Origin of the sequence: Flavobacterium sp. W21_SRS_FM3 (genome assembly GCF_052113625.1) — a bacterium.
Classification (GTDB): domain Bacteria; phylum Bacteroidota; class Bacteroidia; order Flavobacteriales; family Flavobacteriaceae; genus Flavobacterium.
Genome location: NZ_JBGQOD010000002.1, coordinates 357055 through 376561, shown reverse-complemented (window position 1 = coordinate 376561; position 19507 = coordinate 357055). Strand labels below are relative to the sequence as shown.

Here is a 19507-nt window from a genome sequence, read left to right as displayed (position 1 = left end):
TGGATTCTATATTAACAATAAATTATAATTAGCCTATAGCACAAAAATACTTTTTTAGAGAAAATTGCTCCAAATTTTAATCAAAAAACTAAAAGGTATAACTATGGCTAATGTAGAACTTCCAGATGCTTTATTGGTACAAAACTATGTTGCGGGAAATGAACTTTCTTTGGCAACATTAATTAAAAGACATGAATCCCGTATTTACGGTTTCATTTATTCTAAAGTATCAGATAAGGATATCTCTAATGATATTTTTCAAGATACATTTATCAAAGTAATCAAAACTTTAAAATCAAATTCCTATAATGAAGAAGGTAAATTTCTTCCATGGGTGATGCGTATCGCTCATAATTTGATTATTGATCACTTTAGACGCAATAAAAAAATGCCATTATATAGAGAGACTGAGGAGTTTTCTATTTTTTCTATTATGTCTGATGATACACCTACAATTGAAAACAGAATGATATCAGACCAGGTTGAAATTGATGTCAGAAAGCTTCTAGAAGAACTGCCACTGGATCAAAAAGAAGTGCTAGTTATGCGTATGTATCAAGATATGAGTTTTAAAGAAATTTCAGAAATTACTGGTGTAAGTATTAATACATCCTTAGGGCGAATGCGTTATGCTTTAATGAATTTGAGAAAAGTTATTGACAAACATCAAATTGTTTTGACAAATTAGCAATATAAACACTTTTTACTCGTTGTATTATAAATTAAATATTTGTACAACATGGCGAAAATTTACTCTAAAGATTCATTTGTATCTAAAACAATGAAACCCAAAAAAGAAGTCGTTTCTTTTTTACTAAATTATTCAAAAGCATTGCATGTTATAAAAACTGACAGTGATCTTTTTGAAATTATCGTTAACTAATGAATTTATATTAGGTACAATAAACTCCACTATGTTTTTTTATACATAGTGGAGTTTGTATTTTAAAGCATTTTATTTCTTAATATAGCCGTCCAAAACCGTTTTTCTTCCTATTGTTTTGGTAATAATGTCTTTTTCAAGATCCCAACCACGCGCTGGTGAATATTGTCTGCCGTACCAAATAATTTGTAAATGCAGGTCGTTCCATATTTCCTCTGGAAATATGCGTTTGGCATCTTTTTCTGTCTGAACTACATTTTTACCGTTGGTTAGGTTCCATCGATACATTAGCCGGTGTATGTGCGTGTCTACTGGAAAAGCAGGAACTCCAAAAGCCTGAGACATAACCACACTTGCCGTTTTATGTCCCACAGCAGGTAGCTCTTCTAAGTGTTCAAAACTTTGCGGCACCTGTCCGTCGTGTTTGTCAATTAATATTTGGGATAAACCATGTATCCCCTTAGATTTCATTGGCGAAAGCCCACATGGTCTAATTATTTCCTTAATTTCTTCTACGCTCAATTTTACCATATCATATGGATTGTCTGCTTTGGCAAATAATAAAGGGGTAATTTGATTGACACGTACATCTGTACACTGAGCCGAAAGTAAGACGGCGATCAACAAAGTATAAGGATCTTTATGGTCCAAAGGAACCGGAATCGTGGGATATAATTCTTTTAACGTATTTATAACAAATGTTACCCGTTCTTGCTTGGTCATTTTTGTAAATTTATATCTTGTAAAATTAGCATAATTTTTAGGATGTGCCTAATCCAGCTGTTTGTTACAAGTCCTCCTTTATAAAACCTTTTTTCTAATGACTATAAAGGAGCTTCCTTTGGTCGCTCTTTAGAGTCTAGAAAAATATAGTTTTTTAAAGTCTGGGCTTTTCACTTCCATCTGGGGCATTTCAACACTTTATGTGCCCAAAATCTAAAACTCAAAATAACTCAAAACTAACACCGATACTAGTATGACAACATTAAAAAAAGGAGATAAAGCACCAGCATTTTCAGGTGTAGATCAAGACGGGATTGCCCATAAATTATCTGATTATAAAGGAAAAAAACTAGTGGTTTTTTTCTATCCAAAAGCCAGTACTCCAGGTTGTACAGCCGAAGCTTGCGATTTGAGAGATAACTTTGAACGTTTTGAAGCAAATAATTATGCCTTGCTAGGAGTAAGCGCTGATGCTCAAGCAAAACAAGCTAAATTTAAAGAAAAGTATGATTTCCCATTCCCTCTGTTAGCAGATGAAGATAAATCAGTTATTGAAGCCTTTGGCGTGTGGGGACCTAAAAAATTTATGGGAAAAGAATACGACGGAATTCATAGAACAACGTTCATCATCGATGAAAACGGAATAATTGATGAAGTGATAGAAAAAGTAAAAACAAAAGAGCATGCCGCACAAATTCTGAAATAAGCATTTGTATAAATAATGCAAGAATATAAAAGATTGAAAAATGCATAAAACTAAAGTCCGGAAATGAGTTGATTATTGACTCTGATCCGGACTTTGTTTTTATCTCATTAATTTAATGAGTATGGCTGCCATTATCTATTAATTGATTTCTTTCAAAATTTTATTAGGATTATATCCAAAAAGGTAGTGCTCTTTAATGATTTCTGCAATTCCAGATGGAAGCATCGGTTCCCAACCGGGTTTACCTTCATTAATCATTTTTAAGACCTCTCTAGAGAAAACTTCTAATGTTTCAGGATCATAATTATCGATGTCAATTACCTTACCGTTGAACTTAAAGAATTTATACAATTCTTTCATTCTTGGATGAACCTTTAAATTATCTGAATTTATGATCTCCCCATTTTCATCTAACATTGGATATAAAAATACCTTCATGTCGCGATAGAACAATTTACCAAATGCTTCTAGAATTCCTCCACTTAAATGGCGGTAATATTTCTCATCAAAGATGTCTACTAAATTATTCACACCCATGGCTAATCCCATTCTGGCTTTCGTGTAGTTAGCAAAATATTCCACAACTTTATAGTATTCTTGGAAATTTGAAATCATCACCGTTTGTCCTAACGAACAAAGTAATTCGGCACGATCCATGAAATCACGTTCGTCAATTTCTCCGTCTGAACGCAGGTTTGAAAGTGTAATCTCAAATACGACTAAGGTGTTTTCTTTTTCTACTTTATTCTCTTCAATGAACATCTTCAAAGACTTCTCATACATATCCATATTTACCTTAGTAACAGGACGGAAGCTTCCTCTTAAAGCAAGGATGTTTTTCTTGTATAGGATGGCAGCAGGAAGTATGTTTTTACCATTTGGATCAAACATAACGGCATCAGTCATGCCGTTTTTTACTAATTGCAAACTCATTAAACGGTTGTCTACATCAGCAAAACGAGGCCCAGAGAAATTAATAGTATCAATCTCTAGTTGGTCCTTGTCTAAATGGTCATATAAATAACGCAATAAGCGTTTAGGGTCATTGTATTTGTAAAAGGCGCCATAAATTAAGTTAACACCTAAAACGCCCAAAGTTTCTTGTTGCAATCTTGCATCAGTCTCTTTAAAACGAATATGAAGAATTATTTCGTTGTAATCTTCATCTGGTTCGATTTGATAGCGAATTCCTACCCAACCATGACCTTTAAATTGTTTAGCAAAATCAATTGTGGCAACTGTATTTGCATAACTAAAAAACATTTTATTAGGATGCTTCTCACGACTTAAACGTTTTTCAACTAGCTCACCTTCCATGGTTAGCATTTTTTTAAGTCTGCTCTCTGTCACATAACGTCCATCCTCTTCAATACCATAAATGGCATCACTAAAATCCTTGTCATAAGCTGACATGGCTTTGGCTATTGTTCCAGAAGATCCACCTGATCTAAAAAAATGTCTCACAGTTTCTTGTCCAGCACCTATTTCAGCAAAGGTTCCATATATATTTTCATTCAAATTTATACGTAGTGCTTTGTCTTTTATCGAAGGAATTTGTGCGATGACTTTGTCACCTTTTAGTTTGATTTGAGTATCCATTTTTATTTTAAATATGGCTAATATGTTACAAAGTTAATTAAATAGGTTTCTAATGAAAGAGAATTAATCCTATTTTTGTAAAAAAATAAAATAGCATTGAAGGTATATTTCTTAGGTACTGGTACATCACAAGGCATTCCTGTAATAGGAAGCAATCATCCCGTTTGTAAAAGCATTGATAATAAGGATAAAAGACTCCGGGTTTCTATTTGGATTTCCTGGGAAGGTCATTCTTACGTTATCGATTGCGGTCCTGATTTTAGGCAGCAAATGCTAGCTTCAAATTGTCAGAAAGTAGACGCGATTCTTTTTACTCATGAGCATGCTGATCATACAGCAGGTATTGACGATATACGCCCTTTTAATTTCAAACAAGGTGAAATGCCTATATATGCACACCAAAGGGTAATTGATAACTTGAAAAAACGCTTCGATTATGTTTTTGAAACTGAAAACAGGTATCCGGGAGCTCCTTCTGTAAAAACCTTCGAAGTAGTTAATAACGAGCCTTTTTCTTTGGGAAATAAAATGGTAATACCTATTAATGTGATGCACGGCGATTTACAGGTATTTGGCTTTAGATTTGATAATTTTGCTTATCTCACTGATGTAAAAACGATTGATACCGTAGAAATGAAGAAACTTGAAGGTTTGGATGTATTGGTTGTAAACGCTTTAAGAGAAGAACCTCATAATACCCATTTTAATTTGCAAGAAGCATTAGATTTTATAGCTTTGGTGCAACCTAAAAAAGCATATCTCACGCATATAAGTCACTTATTTGGTTTTCATGAGGAGGTACAAAAAAGACTCCCAGAAAATGTTTTCTTGGCTTATGATAATTTAGAAATAACAATATAATTCATAGTAAATGAAAAAATCATTTTTACTCTACGCGTTCATCCTTTTAGTCCTAATGAATATTTTTACATATATGTTCTATAGTAAAGAGGTGGCTTTTGAACAGGAAAGATATCAAAGGGTAACTAAAAAACTGAAAGATAGTTTGAGTTCAGTGTCTAATAAATTAGTGGATGCTAACTACTTTTCATTGGAAAAAAATGAAAACGCTCAAAATTATTTCGATTCAAGCAGTGCTACTAAAACCATTCATTATGAAAAATTAATTCCCGTTGTTAAAGAACAACTTTTGGATTATAATGCTAATCCTAAAGGAAATCCGTACACGGGACAAGATCAAATAGGGGCGAATAAATTTATAATCAATAAGGTGAGAATAATTAACCACCGATGGATTATCGCAGATTATAGTGATGGTGATATTTGGGGAGAAGTATTGTTAAAATACTTTGTGAATAACGACGACACCATTTCGTTCGAAGTGATTCAGTCACTACTGTATCAAAAGTAAAAAAAACGCTGCAGTTAGTTGCAGCGTTTTTTTTATAATTTATTTTCCGAAAAGACTACCTAAGGCGCCACCTAATCCACCACCATTTTTAGTTAGTGCAGACATAGCGTCGTTAATATCTACTTTACCATCGGCATTTTGATCTAATCCAAATTGGCCACCATATTTTGAGATCGCATCCATAATTCCTGAATTGTCTCCATTTCCAGAAATGGCGCCTATAATATCAGATATTTCAAAGCTAGAGTCATTGGGATCTTTTGCTTTTCCTACTAGTGCGCTTAGTATTTTCGGAATCAAAGTTGAAGCTACGCTAGCAGCGGTACTACTATTGATGCCTAATTTTTCTCCCAAGCTACCAGATAGTTGTTGAGTTAGCTTTTGTACTGCAGGATTAGAACTGTCTTCTGCATTATTACCTTGGAATAATCCAGCTATCTGGTCTACGTTGCCTTCAGCTATCATTTTTTGTAATCCTGAAATAACAGAAGTACTGGCTTCATTGATTACAGCTTCATTCTTTTCATCGGGAATTGCATCATTTTTTACGACAGCATTTTGCCCAAATTGATGGGCTAATTGAGTTAATTGTTCGAACATTTTAAGTATTTAAATTGGTTTGATTTACAATTTACAAAAAAAAGAGGGATTGTTAAAATGAATTAACAAACCCTCTTATGAATTTTACTATTTTATTTCGCTAATTACCCAATTAAACTGATGATTTGCGAAGCTAATTCAGTTCCAATTCTGTCTTGAGCTTCTCCTGTAGCAGCACCAATATGTGGAGTTAATGATATTTTAGAATTCATTAAAATAGTCATTTCTGGAGTAGGTTCATTTTCAAAAACATCTAGACCAGCAAACAAAACTTTACCGCTGTCTAACGCTTTTACTAATGCTACTTCATCAATAACACCACCTCTTGCGCAATTGACGATACCTACACCGTCTTTCATAATTGCCAATTCTTTCTCACCGATGATATAACCATCTTGTGCAGGTACGTGAAGCGTGATAAAATCAGCTTCTTTGAATACAGATTCCAGTGATTGAGAAACTATAGTAGTAGTGATAGATTGTCCGTCAAAAAATTCCACTTTAACATCAACTGTTGGGATAAAACTGTCTGCAGCAATCACTTTCATACCTAAACCAAGAGCCATCTTTGCAGTAGCCTGACCAATACGACCTATTCCAACAATTCCCAGTGTTTTTCCTCTTAATTCAACACCATTTGCGTATGCTTTTTTCAAACCATCAAAGTTGGTATCTCCTTCCAGAGGCATGTTTCTATTAGCATCATGTAAGAAGCGAACACCTGAGAATAAATGAGCAAAAACTAGCTCTGCAACAGATTCTGATGAAGAAGCAGGCGTGTTAATAACATGGATTCCTTTACTTTTAGCATAATCCACATCAATATTATCCATTCCTACACCACCACGACCAATGATTTTTAATCCAGGACATGCGTCAATTATATCTTTACGAACTTTGGTAGCACTGCGAACTAAAACCACACTAATGTCATTTTCGTTTACATAGTTAGCCACTTGCTCTTGCGCTACTTTTGTAGTTATTACTTCAAATCCACCTTTTTCTAAAGCTAGAATTCCACTTTTAGAAATTCCGTCGTTTGCTAATACTTTCATTATATATTTTTTTTTAATTTGTTTAATGTTTGATTTGTTTAGAGTGGTTTTACTTTAAACTTTTAAACTTTAAACTTTGTTTTCCAATTCTTTCATTACATCTACTAAAACCTGAACGCTTTCAATAGGTAAGGCGTTGTACATAGATGCTCTGTAACCACCTACTGAACGATGTCCGGCTATCCCAGAAATATTAGCTTCTTTCCACATTGCGTCAAATGTAGCTGCATGTTCTGGATTGTTTAATAAGAAAGTTGCATTCATTTTAGAACGGTCTTCAACAGCTGCAGCACCTTTAAATAATGGATTTCTGTCAATTTCTGTGTAAAGTAAATCTGCTTTAGCGTTGTTTAATTTTTCAACAGCAGCAATTCCGCCTAATTTTTTTAACCATTGTAAAGTTAATAGAGACGCGTATACGGGAAAAACAGCTGGAGTGTTGTACATACTCTCTGCTTTGATATGTTTTTCATAATCTAAGATACTTGGTATAGTTCTACCTGATTTGCCTAGAATTTCTTCTTTTACAATTACTAATGTAGTTCCTGCTGGGCCCATATTTTTTTGTGCTCCTGCATAGATGATATCAAATTTAGAAAAATCTAGTACTCTCGAAAAGATGTCAGAGCTCATGTCGCAAACCATTGGAATGTCTAATGAAGGAAATTCTTTCATTTGAGTTCCAAAAATGGTATTGTTACTCGTACAATGAAAATAATCAGCATCGGCTGGTACAGTGTATCCCTTAGGAATATTAGTGTAGTTTTCTTCTTTAGAGGAAGCTACAACCACAGTTTCTCCAAAGAATTTTGCTTCTTTTATAGCTCCACTTGCCCATGTTCCTGAATCTAAATAAGCAGCTTTACCGCCTTCTTTCATCAAGTTATAAGGGATCATTAAAAACTCTAAACTCGCTCCTCCTGCAAGAAAAAGTGCTTTGTATCCTTTTCCTTCTAATCCTAACAATTCTAAAGCCAAGGCTCTAGCTTCGTCCATAACAGCAACGAAGTCTTTGCTACGATGTGAAATTTCTAAGATGGATAATCCGGAGTCATTAAAATTTAAAATAGCTTGAGCTGATTTTTCAAAAACTTCTTGTGGTAAAATGCATGGTCCTGCGCTGTAGTTGTGTTTTTTCATGGTGTAGTTTATGTCCAAAAAATTAAAATGCAAATTTCGGGAATACAACTTGAATAACTGTTAATTTATTCGCAATAATTAACCATATTTACGCTATCTTATTAACAAAAACGATATAGTGTCTACATTATCTGCATAATCCCATAATTGTGGCTGCTGTGTTTGCCCAAAGGCTATACTGCCTTCAACTAGATCATTACTAACAATACACTGAATTTGGTCTTGCTCTTTGCGTAACTTATCTTGAAGCTCAGCTAAAGAAACATAATTTTCATAGAAAACACTTGAAATCGGAGAGGCGTAGCTGTTGTCTTGTTTTAAAGTAAGGAAACCGTTATCGAGTAGTTTAAAATTACTCATCAAAAATACCGCTTTGTTGTAGTCATAATTATTAGCATACTTTTCATAATGTATGACATCCTGGTATTCAAAAATTGCTTCAAAAAACGCATTGAAGGAGTAACCTTCAGGTACAAAAAGTTTAGAAACATTGCGACATCCTAGACCAAAATACCTAAAAATATCTTCGCCAAGAGCTACTAATTGCTCTTTAGTTTCAGTTCCATCTAATACCGCTACCGAGTTTCTGTTTTTTCTGATAATCGAAGGTTTATCTTTAAAATAATAGTCAAAATAGCGCGCTGTATTATTACTTCCTGTTGCAATAACGGCATCAAAATTTTCTAATTTTCCTTCGACAAAAGTAATTTTGTTTGCCAATTCAGGTTCAATTGCAATGAGATATTTTGCTAAAAAAGGCAGTAGGTGTTGATCGTTTGAGGAAGTTTTTACAAGGACATTGTGGCCTGTTATTAAGACAGATAAAAAATCATGAAAGCCCACAAGCGGAATATTTCCTGCAAGAATTAAAGCAATGTTTTTTGGTGTTACGTTATCAAAATCGTAATTCGATAACCACTTATTAAGATTTTCCTCAGTTAATGCTGATGCCCAAGATTGGATAGAAAAGTACACTTGTTCAGGGGTGTACCATCCGTTATGAGATTGTGATAATTCGATTAATTTGTTACAATCATCAAAAAACAATTCATTTTTAAGAACGTTTTCTTTTTTAATAGTCTCATTACTATCGAATTGGCTTAAAAATTTACCCAGTTCAATGAAAATGTTTTTTTTAACTTCTAATGTCATAATGTTTGTTTATGAATTGTTTTGATTGTAATTTTGCACAAAAGTAATCTTTTATAAGGTTTTAGCAATGCTATTGGATGATAAGGTCAATTTCTAGCTACAACAAATTTAATTTATAAAACTGCTTAAAGCATTATCGCTTAAAGCCAAAAGTAAATAATAATGGCAATTATAATAACCGACGAATGCATCAATTGTGGTGCTTGTGAACCAGAATGTCCGAATACAGCTATATACGAAGGTGCAGATGATTGGAGATACAAAGATGGTACTAGTTTATCTGGAAAAGTAGTGCTTCCTGATGGGACTGAAATGGATGCTGAAGAAGCACAAACACCAATTTCTGATGAAGTTTACTATATTGTACCTGGGAAGTGTACAGAATGTAAAGGCTTCCATGATGAACCACAGTGTGCTGCAGTTTGTCCTGTGGACTGTTGTATTCCAGATGACAATCATGTAGAATCAGAAGAAACGTTATTAAACAGACAAGCATTCTTACATAACGAATAAATATGCAAGTATTGCAAATAAAAAAACCTGAACAATCAATTGTTCAGGTTTTTTTTTACTTAAAGAAACGATGGCTTATTTTTTATCAATCATGTAAGTTGTAATAGTTACAGTATCAGAAGCTTCATCATAATTTTCTAAGATTAAATTTCCATCAGCATCAAAATACCCATAAGAAGTTTTATCTTTAGATTTGTAGATATAATTGTTGTTAGATGTCTTTCTTAAAATTGCTTTGCGTTCTCCACTTGGGGTAGAAAGGGTATAACCACTTTTATCGGTGGCAACTTCATATTTCACTCCGTCTAATTCATAATAAGCTGACCTATCTACATCAATTAAACGGGTTACTCCATCAGCTGTAATTTTAGTACTTGCTGTTACTTGTACAGGAGTTTCTTTAGTATCTTTATTTAAAACTTTTGAGTCGGCGTCCTTTAATTCAATAGCTTGAACTTCATTAATTTCTTCGGTTTTCACTAGTTTTTTTTCTCCCTGAGAATCTTTTATAGTTGTTACCTTCGTCTTCACTTCTGATTTTACATTTTTGTTCTGCGCCTGAATATTTAACGTAAATAAAAAAGCTGCGATTCCTAAAACTATAGTTTTCATAATATCTGTTTTTAATGATTTGTATTGTTCAAATATACAGCTATCTGAAAGCTAGTTTGTTATGTTATTATCGCAAAAAGTTATAGTTTTAAAAATAATATAAAAAAATAATGAGTAAAACTTACTTTCTTTTTTTGGCTACAATAACATAAGTATCGTAGGCATAAGTTTTCCGATCGATTGTTTTGATAATTTCAAAGCCATTTAAGTAAAGATATATTTGAATTTCATTTAAAGTAAATACACGCACAGTAGAGTAATCATTAAAAATCACCTCTTTGTTATTGTTTACTATAGTGTAATATTTTGCATGCCATTCTAGCATAATATTATCTAATGTTGTCGTTTCCCAACTGCTTTCCCTGATGTAATTAATTCCTTTGTAAGCTGCTTCATGGATGATCATTTTATTGTTTTTTATAAAAGGGATAAAACGGTTAGCATCAATGAAATCAAATATAATAATGCCATCTTGGGTTATGCTTTTATAGATGGAATCAAATGTTTCATAAATATCATCATTAGAGGTCAAATAGCTTGTGGATCGGCCAGTGATTAGTATTGCGTCCACTTTTTTTTCTAGAGTAAAGTCACGCATATCTCCATGTATAAATAAGCCTTTTGGATTTCTTGTTTGTGCGATATCAATCATACTTTTACTAGAATCTAAGCCAGTATACTGTTGATTGTTTTGTTTGAATCTTTTAGCAAGATTGCCTGTGCCACTACCTATTTCTAAAATCGTTTGAGCATGGTATTCTTGAATAAGAGTGTTGTAAAAAAGATATTCCTCATCATAGTCAATAAAGGTTTGATACATAGCGTCAAAAATTGCAGCCATTTCCCCTTGGTATAAGTTTGCCATAATGGATAAATTTTAAGATTTTATTGTGTATAAACCTTTAAATAATAGTGTTTTATAAAATTACGTAAAAAAAAGATATAAAAAAAGGGACATCAAATGATGTCCCTTTAATGAATATTCTATTTAAGATTAGAATTTATAGTTTAATGACAGGTTAAACATAGTACCTAATTGACTAAAGTGATATCCATCATACGTCATTTGAGAATAACGTTGGTTGAAGGTAATCAAGTTAGATTGGTTTTTAACCTGAGCAGGATCTGCTAATAAAGTTGCTCCAGCAGCATTTTCTGCTTTGAAACTCCATTCAGGTAAAACATTTAATAGGTTGTTTACATTTAATGATAAGGTTAATTTTTCAGTAGCTGAAAAACTTACTCCTAAGTCAGTAACAATTTTTGGCGTGAATTCAGTTCTTAAATCATTACTCATACCTTGTTGTTTGAAAGTAGTCTTTCCAAAGTAAGTATTGTTTAATGATAACCCAATTTTTCCAATTTCATAGTTAGCTCCTAAAATCCATTTTGTTTTTGGTCTAGAAGTAAAGAATAAAGCTTCTTGTGTAGGATTTACAATAGATTGACCTGCATTTTCAACTAAAGTTGGATTCTTAACTGCTCCATCTCTTTCGTTTTTGATCGTGTAATTCCCAGATAAACTAAAATCTAAATCTCCTTCGCCAATCATAATGTTGTTGTAATTTAAAACTACGTCAATTCCAGATGTCTTAGTATCAATAGCATTAGCAAAGAAACTAACATCAGATAAATTATTGGCTCTTAATACATCATCAAGTGGGGTTGTACCTATATTATTACCATCTGAATCAAAAGCAGTTCCTGTAATTTCAGAACCCAAAACAATTCTGTCTTTTACAGCAATGTTATAGTAGTCAACTGTATAGTTGAAATTTCTTGAAATTTTTCCACCTACACCAATAGTGAAGTTTTTAGATTTCTCAGCATCTAATTTGTCTAAACCTAAAAGTGACGCTTGTGGTGACACGTTGTTTACTAATCCACCTACTTGAATTCCTTGTCCAGGAACAAAAGAGTATTGTGATTTTTGAGTGTAAATTTGGTGTAATGTTGGAGCTCTAAATCCAGTAGAGTAAGAAGCTCTTAGCGTTAACATGTCATCAAATTTATATCTTGAACTAACTTTGTAAACGAAGGCATCACCAAAATCAGAATAATTTTCAGCTCTAACCGTACCACTTAATAAAAAAGCTTCAGTTACATCGTAGTCCATACTGAAATAAGCTCCAATATTGTAACGGTTCCATTTTCCTGAATTTTGAGGCGTGTTACCTGCAAAGGAATCGGCACCACCACCATCATAAGATGCTAATTCACCTTCGATAACTTCAAAAGTTTCTGCTCTCATCTCAGAACCGATACCGATACTTACCTTGTCAGATAATACTCTAGAGATATCAATGTTACCTACATTATGGGAAAAACGTGTTCCTCCTGGGTTGAATGATACCGGGCTATTTTCTCTGTATAATTCTACTGGTTCAAATGTATTTGTGTTTGGATTCCAACTTGGAGCATACACTTCATTTCTATTGTGAGAGTTACTTACGGTATAGGTTTGTGTATTCCCACCTGTAGTGAAACTCAAGTCAACATTCCAGTCATTGATTTTAGATTTTAAACCTACTGTTCCGTTGTAATCATTTAACAAACCTTCAAAAGTAGGTACATATCCTATGTATGTTCCATTAGGACCGTTAGGGAAGAAGTCAGCTAAATAAGGATAATCAGCTTCCGTTCTCCAATATGGTGTTCTGTAGTTAGCAAAACTGTTTACTTTTTTATAGATGTAAGCAGCATTAAAATACAATTCTGTTTGTTCGCTTAAATCAAATCCACTATTTACTAAAAATTTAGCAGCAGCAGTTTCAGGAGAACCATTGATGTTTCCTGCATCTGGTTTAAGAGATAAAAATTGTTGAACGTCAGCAATATCGGCACCAAAATCGGCAGCTTCACCAGCAGCATCAACTGTTCCTGGTCTATTTGCTTGATTTACTTTAGAGAAATCTACTGTATAGTTAATGAATCCTTTGTCTTCAGCAATTGAGCTACCATTGTTAACGCTAACGCCTATCATTTCACCATCACCTTCAGAAGTCATTCCACTTCTTATAGTTACAGAACCGTCTCCTTTATTGTCTTTAAGAATAATGTTCATTACCCCTGCAATTGCATCAGATCCGTATTGTGCAGATGCACCATCACGAAGAATCTCCACACTTTTAATTGCATCTGTAGGAATTCCTGAGATATCAGCACCTGTTTCACCACGTCCTGGAGAGGTTTGTGTGTAAAGCAAAGCACTTAAATTTTTACGTTTACCATTAATAAGGATTAATGTTCTACTTGGTCCCATGTTTCTGATTTCATAAGGATCTAGTAATGAAGTTGCATCATTTACTGGTGTTTGAACCGTGTTAAAAGATGGGATTTTGTACTGTAATGCTTTGTCAAAAGTTGCTTGACCTGTAGAAGTTAAGTCTTTAGAAGAAATAACATCAATAGGCAAAGCGGATGTAGTGTTACTTCTTGGAGCTGTTCTAGATCCAGTTACTACAATTTCATCTAAAGCCTGACCGCCTTCTTGTGAAAGCACTACATTGATGGTACTAGCACTAGCTGCTTTTTCCACTTTATTAAATCCTATGTAACTAAAAACTAAAGTTGCTCCTTCTTTTACCCTTATTTTGTATCCTCCGTCCATATCGGTTGATACACCATTTTGTGTTCCTTTTTCTACGATGTTGACACCGGGAAGTGCCGCACCTGAATTGTCTCTTACTACTCCTGAGATTTCTTTTTGAGCAAAAAGAAAACTGACGTTAAGTAGTAAAAATAATAATGTGATTTTTTTCATAACTAAGTTAATTTGGTTTTTGTTTGGTTTAATATGTTTTGCAATATATAAATTTTTTAACAAAATTTTAATAAAATGTATTGATTATCTGGTAAATATTTGAAATTTTAAAATCAACCGCTTTAAATTGTCAATCGTCGCAATTAAAGTAGTTAACCTTGAGAATAACATATTTATGACATCAATTAATGCTTTCAAAACAATAATTTCGTGATTTTGAGTGCTAACGTATATTTAATCTTATATTTGCAAATTTTAAAGTCAATACTAATACGAATAGCAGTAAGAAGTTATCTGTAAATCTAAATATCATGAAAGCAGGAATTGTAGGATTACCTAATGTTGGAAAGTCAACTTTGTTTAATTGTTTGTCGAATGCTAAAGCGCAAAGTGCCAACTTTCCTTTTTGTACTATTGAGCCTAATATAGGTGTTGTAAACGTTCCAGATCCTCGTATTAACAAACTTGAAGAGTTAGTGAAACCAGAGCGTGTACAAATGGCTACTGTGGATATTGTAGATATTGCAGGTTTAGTTAAAGGTGCTAGTAAAGGGGAAGGATTAGGAAATCAATTTTTGGGAAATATTAGAGAGTGTAATGCTATTATTCATGTATTGCGTTGTTTTGATAACGATAATATTGTCCATGTTGACGGAAACGTAAATCCTATTCGTGATAAAGAAACTATCGACATTGAATTGCAATTAAAAGATTTAGATACTGTTGAGAAGCGATTGGAGAAAGTAAACCGTGCTGCAAAAACAGGGAATAAAGAAGCGCAAACTGAAAAAGCGTTGTTAGACCGAATCAAAGACACTCTTTTACAAGCAAAATCAGCTAGAACTATTATTCTTGAGAGTAATGACGAAGAGGTGTTAATGGAAGGTTTTCAATTAATCACTGCAAAACCAGTTTTGTATGTGTGTAATGTTGACGAAAACTCGGCAGTTAACGGAAATAAATACGTGGATCAAGTAAAGGAATTAGTGAAGGATGAAGATGCTGAGGTGATTATTCTTTCAGTAGGTGCTGAGGCTGATATTACTGAATTAGAAAGTTATGAAGAGCGTCAAGTTTTCCTTGAAGATATGGGATTAACGGAGCCAGGAGCATCAGTATTAATTCGTGCTGCTTACAAATTATTAAAGCAACAAACGTATTTTACCGCAGGTGTTAAGGAAGTGCGTGCGTGGACAATCAATATTGGTTCAACGGCACCTCAAGCAGCTGGAGTGATTCATACTGACTTTGAGAAAGGTTTTATCCGTGCAGAAGTTATTTCTTATGAAGATTATGTAGCGTATGGCTCTGAGGCCAAAGCTAAAGAAGCGGGTAAATTTAAAGTAGAAGGAAAAGAATACATCGTTAAAGATGGTGATGTAATGCATTTCCGTTTCAACGTGTAATTTTAAAAATTGTCAAGCTTCCTACTTTTAGAAAAAGAATAAGGCATAAAAATAAATAGATTTACTATAGAAAAAACCTGCAAAAGTAATTTTGCAGGTTTTTTTACTTTTAATAGGGGTGTAGAAGTGTGAGTGAATACAGTATTTGCCTAGCTTTATTTTTTAGAATTAAATTAATTATGAGAAAACAATTTGGCGCAAAACCTTCTAAATCTGATTTAGAAAAATATTCAAAATCAACGCACTGGAATGGGACTATCTTTGAAAATTTAGAAACAACTAGTATGGATTTTTCATGGTCTAAGCTACCTGAATTTTTGAATAAACAATTTTTTAAAAAGGAAGGCAGAGAGGCGCAGTCCATACCTATAATTCCTTTTAATAAGCAGTGGCAATTTTCTCATGATGCTATGCAGAGTATTTGGTATGGGCATTCAGCCATTTACATGAATTTGAACAACAGCAATATATTAATTGATCCTATGTTTGGTGATGACGCTGCTCCAATAGCACCTTTTAAAGTCAGACGATTTAGTACAGCTACGTTAGGTATTATTGATGATTTACCTGAAATTGATTTGGTGCTTATCTCACATGATCATTACGACCATTTAGATTACAAAAGTATATTAAAGCTTAAAGATAAAACCAGGCATTTTTATGTGGCTTTAGGCGTTAAAAGACATTTAGTTTCGTGGGGAATAGCTGAGGATTGTATAACCGAATTTAATTGGTGGGAGGACATGTTATTTAGAGACATTAAAATAACGTTCACACCAACTCGTCATTTTTCTGGAAGAGGTTTTACTGATAGAGCCAAATCGCTTTGGGGTGGTTGGGTTTTAAAAACGGAACAAGAGAATATTTGGTTTAGTGGAGATAGCGGTTACGGCACTCATTTTACAGAAATAGGGGAACGGCTAGGTCCTTTTGACTTTGCTTTTATGGAATGTGGTCAGTACAACGAAAATTGGCATCAAATTCATATGTACCCCGAAGAAAGTGTGCAAGCTGCTCTGGATGCCAGAGTTCTTAATTGTATGCCTGTACATTGGGCTGGTTTTGCTTTAGCACAGCATTCTTGGCAAGAGCCAGTAGAGCGATTTGTTGAAAGAAGCAAACTGGAGAAATTGAATTTCATAGTGCCAAAAATAGGAGAGCTTTTCCATGTAAAGTCCACTAGTGTCTCAAAATGGTGGCAAGAAATACATTAGAATAAAAATATTTTATAAGTAGTGTAATGTGTTGATTGCTAAACACTGATGGTATGTATACGCTTTTTCTATCCTTTTGTTTTGCCAATAATTTAGTATATTTATAAAAAAAACATGAAAATCATAGCTTTTGGCGCAAGCCCTAGTAAAAACTCAATAAATAAAAAATTAGCCATATACGCCGCTTCTCTCTTTGAAAATGCAGCAGTGGAAGTGCTGGATTTAAACGATTATGAAATGCCTATATTTAGTGTTGATGTCGAAGAAAGTATCGGGCAACATGAGAAGGCAAAATCATTTTTATCTAAAATAGAAAGTGCCGACTTTCTAGTAATTTCCTTAGCTGAAAATAACTCTAGTTATTCAGCGGCATTTAAAAATATTTTTGACTGGTGTTCTCGAATTGATCCTAAAGTATTTAAAAATAAACCGATGCTTCTTATGGCAACCTCTCCCGGAGCTAGAGGTGGTTCGGCTGTTTTAGAGATAGGGAAAAATGCGTTGCCACGTTATGGTGCTGATATTAAAGCAACATTTTCTTTGCCTAGTTTTAATGATAATTTTAATGTTGACAAAGGCCAGATTTCTAATCCAGAATTAGATAAGCAATTAAAAGATATCATTGCTGCCATATAAATTTTAAACTTGTTATTTTACATGATGGTTTCCTTCTAACGGTTGTAATTTATTATTTTTTATGTCGTAATTTTAGAAATTTGTATTCGGTGGCCTTTAGTTCATTAGAAAAAATACATGTCAATATCATTCTTAATAACTTTGCCCTTTAGCGCTTTTAAAATATATCGAGATGCCCTATATTAGCACAAAATCGATAAACTCCCACAATGTCTGATCAAAATCAATATACCGAAGATAATATTCGGTCACTCGACTGGAAAGAGCACATCCGTATGCGTCCTGGTATGTATATCGGGAAACTTGGAGATGGTTCTTCGCCAGATGATGGTATTTATATTTTATTAAAAGAAGTACTCGACAACTGTATCGATGAATTCGTTATGGGAGCGGGTAAAACGATTGAAGTATCGATTAGAGATAAAACAGTTGCTGTACGAGATTATGGACGTGGAATTCCTTTGGGAAAAGTAATTGATGTGGTTTCGAAGATGAATACTGGGGGGAAATATGACTCTCTAGCATTTAAAAAATCAGTAGGTCTTAATGGAGTAGGAACCAAGGCTGTAAATGCTTTATCCAATTATTTTCGTGTAGAATCTGTAAGAGACGAGAAACAAAAAGCGGCTGAATTCTCTGCGGGTAATTTAGTTCTCGAAGAAGAGATTATTGACACTACAAAACGAAAAGGGACCAAGGTTACTTTTATTCCAGATGAAACCATTTTTAAAAATTACAAATTCAGAAATGAATATGTAATTAAAATGCTAAAAAATTATTGTTATCTAAATGCAGGATTGACAATTATCTACAATGGGGAAAAGTACTTTTCAGACAATGGATTAAAAGATTTATTAGATGAAAATATTGCCGAAGAAGATATGGTATATCCTATCATTCACCTAAAAGGGGACGATATTGAGGTAGCATTAACACATAGTAAATCACAATATAGCGAGGAATACCATTCTTTTGTGAATGGACAAAATACTACGCAGGGAGGAACACACTTAGTGGCCTTTAGAGAAGCGATAGTAAAGACGATACGGGAGTTTTACAATAAAAACTTTGATCCGTCTGATGTTAGAAAATCCATTGTGAGTGCGGTAAGTGTAAAAGTGATGGAACCGGTTTTTGAGTCACAAACTAAAACAAAGTTGGGTTCAACTGACATGGGATCTGAGCCTGGAATGCCATCTGTACGTACTTTTGTAAATGATTTTGTTAAGAATAAACTAGACAATTATTTACATAAAAATCCAGAAACAGCTGATTTGCTTTTGCGCAAAATTCTTCAAGCGGAGAGAGAGCGTAAAGAACTTTCGGGTATTAGAAAATTAGCCAAAGACCGTGCTAAGAAATCCAGTTTACACAATAAAAAATTACGGGACTGCCGCGTACATTTACCAGATATTAAAAACGCACGTTATTTAGAAAGCACCTTGTTTATTACAGAGGGAGATTCGGCTTCGGGATCGATTACTAAGTCGCGCGATGTGAATACACAAGCGGTTTTTAGTTTGCGTGGTAAGCCTTTGAATTCATACGGAATGAGCAAGAAAATTGTTTATGAGAACGAAGAGTTCAATTTACTGCAAGCTGCGCTAGATATCGAAGACGACATGGAAAACTTACGTTACAATAACATTGTAATCGCAACGGATGCCGATGTCGATGGAATGCACATTCGATTATTACTCATAACTTTCTTTTTGCAATTTTTTCCAGAATTGATAAAAGAAGGGCATTTATATATTTTGCAAACACCGCTGTTTAGAGTACGAAATAAAAAAGAAACTATTTACTGCTACTCTGAAGAAGAACGTAAAGATGCTATTGAGAAGTTAAAACCAAAACCTGAAATCACTCGATTTAAGGGATTAGGGGAGATTTCACCAGATGAATTTCAGTTTTTTATTGGCGAAGACATTCGTTTAGATCCTGTAATGATGGATAAAAACACCTCAGTAGAGCAATTGTTATCCTTTTATATGGGAAAAAATACGCCTGATAGACAAGAGTTTATTATTAAAAACTTGAAAGTCGAACTGGATGTGGTTGAGAAAGAGTAACGTGATAAGCTTTTGGGAATAAATACGAGTGTCAAAAAGTCTTCAAAATAAAATTTTATTT

At 33.7% G+C, this 19507-nt stretch carries 19 protein-coding genes; 10 read left to right on the top strand and 9 right to left on the bottom strand.

Annotation, left to right across the window (positions count from 1 at the left end):
• Positions 1-103: 103 nt before the first annotated feature.
• Positions 104-688, top strand: a complete 585-nt coding sequence (locus ACEN2K_RS05130) for an RNA polymerase sigma factor (protein WP_441758469.1) — start codon at positions 104-106, stop codon at positions 686-688.
• 51 nt (positions 689-739) lie between these two features.
• Complete coding sequence (locus ACEN2K_RS05125; protein WP_441758249.1) at positions 740-883, top strand: hypothetical protein; 144 nt, start codon at positions 740-742, stop codon at positions 881-883.
• Positions 884-955: 72 nt separating this feature from the next.
• Here ACEN2K_RS05125 and ACEN2K_RS05120 read toward each other — a convergent pair whose 3' ends face one another.
• Positions 956-1606, bottom strand: a complete 651-nt coding sequence (locus ACEN2K_RS05120) for an endonuclease III domain-containing protein (protein WP_441758248.1) — start codon at positions 1604-1606, stop codon at positions 956-958.
• A 253-nt stretch (positions 1607-1859) separates the two neighbouring features.
• Here ACEN2K_RS05120 and bcp point away from each other — a divergent pair, with 253 nt between their 5' ends.
• Complete coding sequence (bcp, locus tag ACEN2K_RS05115; RefSeq protein WP_441758247.1) at positions 1860-2312, top strand: thioredoxin-dependent thiol peroxidase; 453 nt, start codon at positions 1860-1862, stop codon at positions 2310-2312.
• 138 nt (positions 2313-2450) lie between these two features.
• On the opposite strand, the gene ACEN2K_RS05110 is transcribed toward bcp, so the two are convergent.
• Positions 2451-3911: a TonB-dependent receptor gene (locus ACEN2K_RS05110; protein ID WP_441758246.1), complete on the bottom strand. Its 1461-nt coding sequence runs from the start codon at positions 3909-3911 to the stop codon at positions 2451-2453.
• Between the two features lie 96 nt (positions 3912-4007).
• Between ACEN2K_RS05110 and ACEN2K_RS05105 the strand changes: the two genes are divergently transcribed.
• Positions 4008-4772 (top strand): MBL fold metallo-hydrolase, encoded by a 765-nt coding sequence (locus tag ACEN2K_RS05105; protein WP_441758245.1) that lies wholly within the window; start codon positions 4008-4010, stop codon positions 4770-4772.
• A 10-nt stretch (positions 4773-4782) separates the two neighbouring features.
• Complete coding sequence (locus ACEN2K_RS05100) at positions 4783-5283, top strand: hypothetical protein (protein ID WP_441758244.1); 501 nt, start codon at positions 4783-4785, stop codon at positions 5281-5283.
• 39 nt (positions 5284-5322) lie between these two features.
• Here the strand turns inward: ACEN2K_RS05100 and ACEN2K_RS05095 are convergent, their stop codons facing one another.
• From ACEN2K_RS05095 to ACEN2K_RS05080, 4 genes are all read right to left on the bottom strand, one after another.
• A complete protein-coding gene (locus ACEN2K_RS05095) occupies positions 5323-5883 on the bottom strand; it encodes a DUF937 domain-containing protein (RefSeq protein WP_441758243.1) in 561 nt (186 codons plus the stop codon).
• Between the two features lie 104 nt (positions 5884-5987).
• Positions 5988-6938 carry a D-2-hydroxyacid dehydrogenase gene (locus ACEN2K_RS05090; RefSeq protein ID WP_441758242.1) on the bottom strand — a complete coding sequence of 317 codons (951 nt, stop codon included), beginning with the start codon at positions 6936-6938 and terminating at the stop codon, positions 5988-5990.
• Between the two features lie 69 nt (positions 6939-7007).
• Positions 7008-8078 (bottom strand): 3-phosphoserine/phosphohydroxythreonine transaminase, encoded by a 1071-nt coding sequence (gene serC, locus ACEN2K_RS05085; RefSeq protein WP_441758241.1) that lies wholly within the window; start codon positions 8076-8078, stop codon positions 7008-7010.
• Positions 8079-8171: 93 nt separating this feature from the next.
• Positions 8172-9230, bottom strand: a complete 1059-nt coding sequence (locus tag ACEN2K_RS05080) for an acyl-CoA reductase (protein WP_441758240.1) — start codon at positions 9228-9230, stop codon at positions 8172-8174.
• 162 nt (positions 9231-9392) lie between these two features.
• Between ACEN2K_RS05080 and ACEN2K_RS05075 the strand changes: the two genes are divergently transcribed.
• A complete protein-coding gene (locus ACEN2K_RS05075) occupies positions 9393-9743 on the top strand; it encodes a 4Fe-4S dicluster domain-containing protein (RefSeq protein WP_441758239.1) in 351 nt (116 codons plus the stop codon).
• A gap of 75 nt (positions 9744-9818) precedes the next feature.
• Here the strand turns inward: ACEN2K_RS05075 and ACEN2K_RS05070 are convergent, their stop codons facing one another.
• The 3 genes from ACEN2K_RS05070 to ACEN2K_RS05060 all read right to left on the bottom strand — a co-directional run bounded on the left by ACEN2K_RS05070 (position 9819) and on the right by ACEN2K_RS05060 (position 14118).
• Entirely contained in the window at positions 9819-10355 is a 537-nt protein-coding gene (locus tag ACEN2K_RS05070) for a hypothetical protein (protein WP_441758238.1), read from the bottom strand.
• 121 nt (positions 10356-10476) lie between these two features.
• Positions 10477-11220, bottom strand: a complete 744-nt coding sequence (locus ACEN2K_RS05065; RefSeq protein WP_441758237.1) for a class I SAM-dependent DNA methyltransferase — start codon at positions 11218-11220, stop codon at positions 10477-10479.
• 129 nt (positions 11221-11349) lie between these two features.
• A complete protein-coding gene (locus tag ACEN2K_RS05060; RefSeq protein WP_441758236.1) occupies positions 11350-14118 on the bottom strand; it encodes a TonB-dependent receptor in 2769 nt (922 codons plus the stop codon).
• A gap of 311 nt (positions 14119-14429) precedes the next feature.
• Between ACEN2K_RS05060 and ychF the strand changes: the two genes are divergently transcribed.
• The 4 genes from ychF (at position 14430) to ACEN2K_RS05040 (ending at position 19446) form a co-directional block, all read left to right on the top strand.
• On the top strand, positions 14430-15524 hold the full coding sequence (gene ychF, locus ACEN2K_RS05055; protein WP_441758235.1) for a redox-regulated ATPase YchF: 1095 nt from the start codon (positions 14430-14432) through the stop codon (positions 15522-15524).
• Positions 15525-15703: 179 nt separating this feature from the next.
• Positions 15704-16738: an MBL fold metallo-hydrolase gene (locus ACEN2K_RS05050; protein WP_441758234.1), complete on the top strand. Its 1035-nt coding sequence runs from the start codon at positions 15704-15706 to the stop codon at positions 16736-16738.
• A 114-nt stretch (positions 16739-16852) separates the two neighbouring features.
• Positions 16853-17374, top strand: a complete 522-nt coding sequence (locus ACEN2K_RS05045; protein ID WP_441758233.1) for an NADPH-dependent FMN reductase — start codon at positions 16853-16855, stop codon at positions 17372-17374.
• 209 nt (positions 17375-17583) lie between these two features.
• A complete protein-coding gene (locus tag ACEN2K_RS05040) occupies positions 17584-19446 on the top strand; it encodes a DNA topoisomerase IV subunit B (protein ID WP_441758232.1) in 1863 nt (620 codons plus the stop codon).
• The last annotated feature ends 61 nt before the right edge of the window (positions 19447-19507 follow it).

Coding starts and splice junctions, on each gene's coding strand:
- bcp (WP_441758247.1), top strand. CDS start 1,860: ATGACAACATTAAAAAAAGGAGATAAAGCACCAGCATTTTCAGGTGTA.
- ACEN2K_RS05075 (WP_441758239.1), top strand. CDS start 9,393: ATGGCAATTATAATAACCGACGAATGCATCAATTGTGGTGCTTGTGAA.
- ACEN2K_RS05110 (WP_441758246.1), bottom strand. CDS start 3,911: ATGGATACTCAAATCAAACTAAAAGGTGACAAAGTCATCGCACAAATT.
- ACEN2K_RS05060 (WP_441758236.1), bottom strand. CDS start 14,118: ATGAAAAAAATCACATTATTATTTTTACTACTTAACGTCAGTTTTCTT.
- ACEN2K_RS05065 (WP_441758237.1), bottom strand. CDS start 11,220: ATGGCAAACTTATACCAAGGGGAAATGGCTGCAATTTTTGACGCTATG.
- ACEN2K_RS05070 (WP_441758238.1), bottom strand. CDS start 10,355: ATGAAAACTATAGTTTTAGGAATCGCAGCTTTTTTATTTACGTTAAAT.
- serC (WP_441758241.1), bottom strand. CDS start 8,078: ATGAAAAAACACAACTACAGCGCAGGACCATGCATTTTACCACAAGAA.
- ACEN2K_RS05040 (WP_441758232.1), top strand. CDS start 17,584: ATGTCTGATCAAAATCAATATACCGAAGATAATATTCGGTCACTCGAC.
- ACEN2K_RS05050 (WP_441758234.1), top strand. CDS start 15,704: ATGAGAAAACAATTTGGCGCAAAACCTTCTAAATCTGATTTAGAAAAA.
- ACEN2K_RS05125 (WP_441758249.1), top strand. CDS start 740: ATGGCGAAAATTTACTCTAAAGATTCATTTGTATCTAAAACAATGAAA.
- ychF (WP_441758235.1), top strand. CDS start 14,430: ATGAAAGCAGGAATTGTAGGATTACCTAATGTTGGAAAGTCAACTTTG.
- ACEN2K_RS05120 (WP_441758248.1), bottom strand. CDS start 1,606: ATGACCAAGCAAGAACGGGTAACATTTGTTATAAATACGTTAAAAGAA.
- ACEN2K_RS05130 (WP_441758469.1), top strand. CDS start 104: ATGGCTAATGTAGAACTTCCAGATGCTTTATTGGTACAAAACTATGTT.
- ACEN2K_RS05100 (WP_441758244.1), top strand. CDS start 4,783: ATGAAAAAATCATTTTTACTCTACGCGTTCATCCTTTTAGTCCTAATG.
- ACEN2K_RS05080 (WP_441758240.1), bottom strand. CDS start 9,230: ATGACATTAGAAGTTAAAAAAAACATTTTCATTGAACTGGGTAAATTT.
- ACEN2K_RS05045 (WP_441758233.1), top strand. CDS start 16,853: ATGAAAATCATAGCTTTTGGCGCAAGCCCTAGTAAAAACTCAATAAAT.
- ACEN2K_RS05090 (WP_441758242.1), bottom strand. CDS start 6,938: ATGAAAGTATTAGCAAACGACGGAATTTCTAAAAGTGGAATTCTAGCT.
- ACEN2K_RS05095 (WP_441758243.1), bottom strand. CDS start 5,883: ATGTTCGAACAATTAACTCAATTAGCCCATCAATTTGGGCAAAATGCT.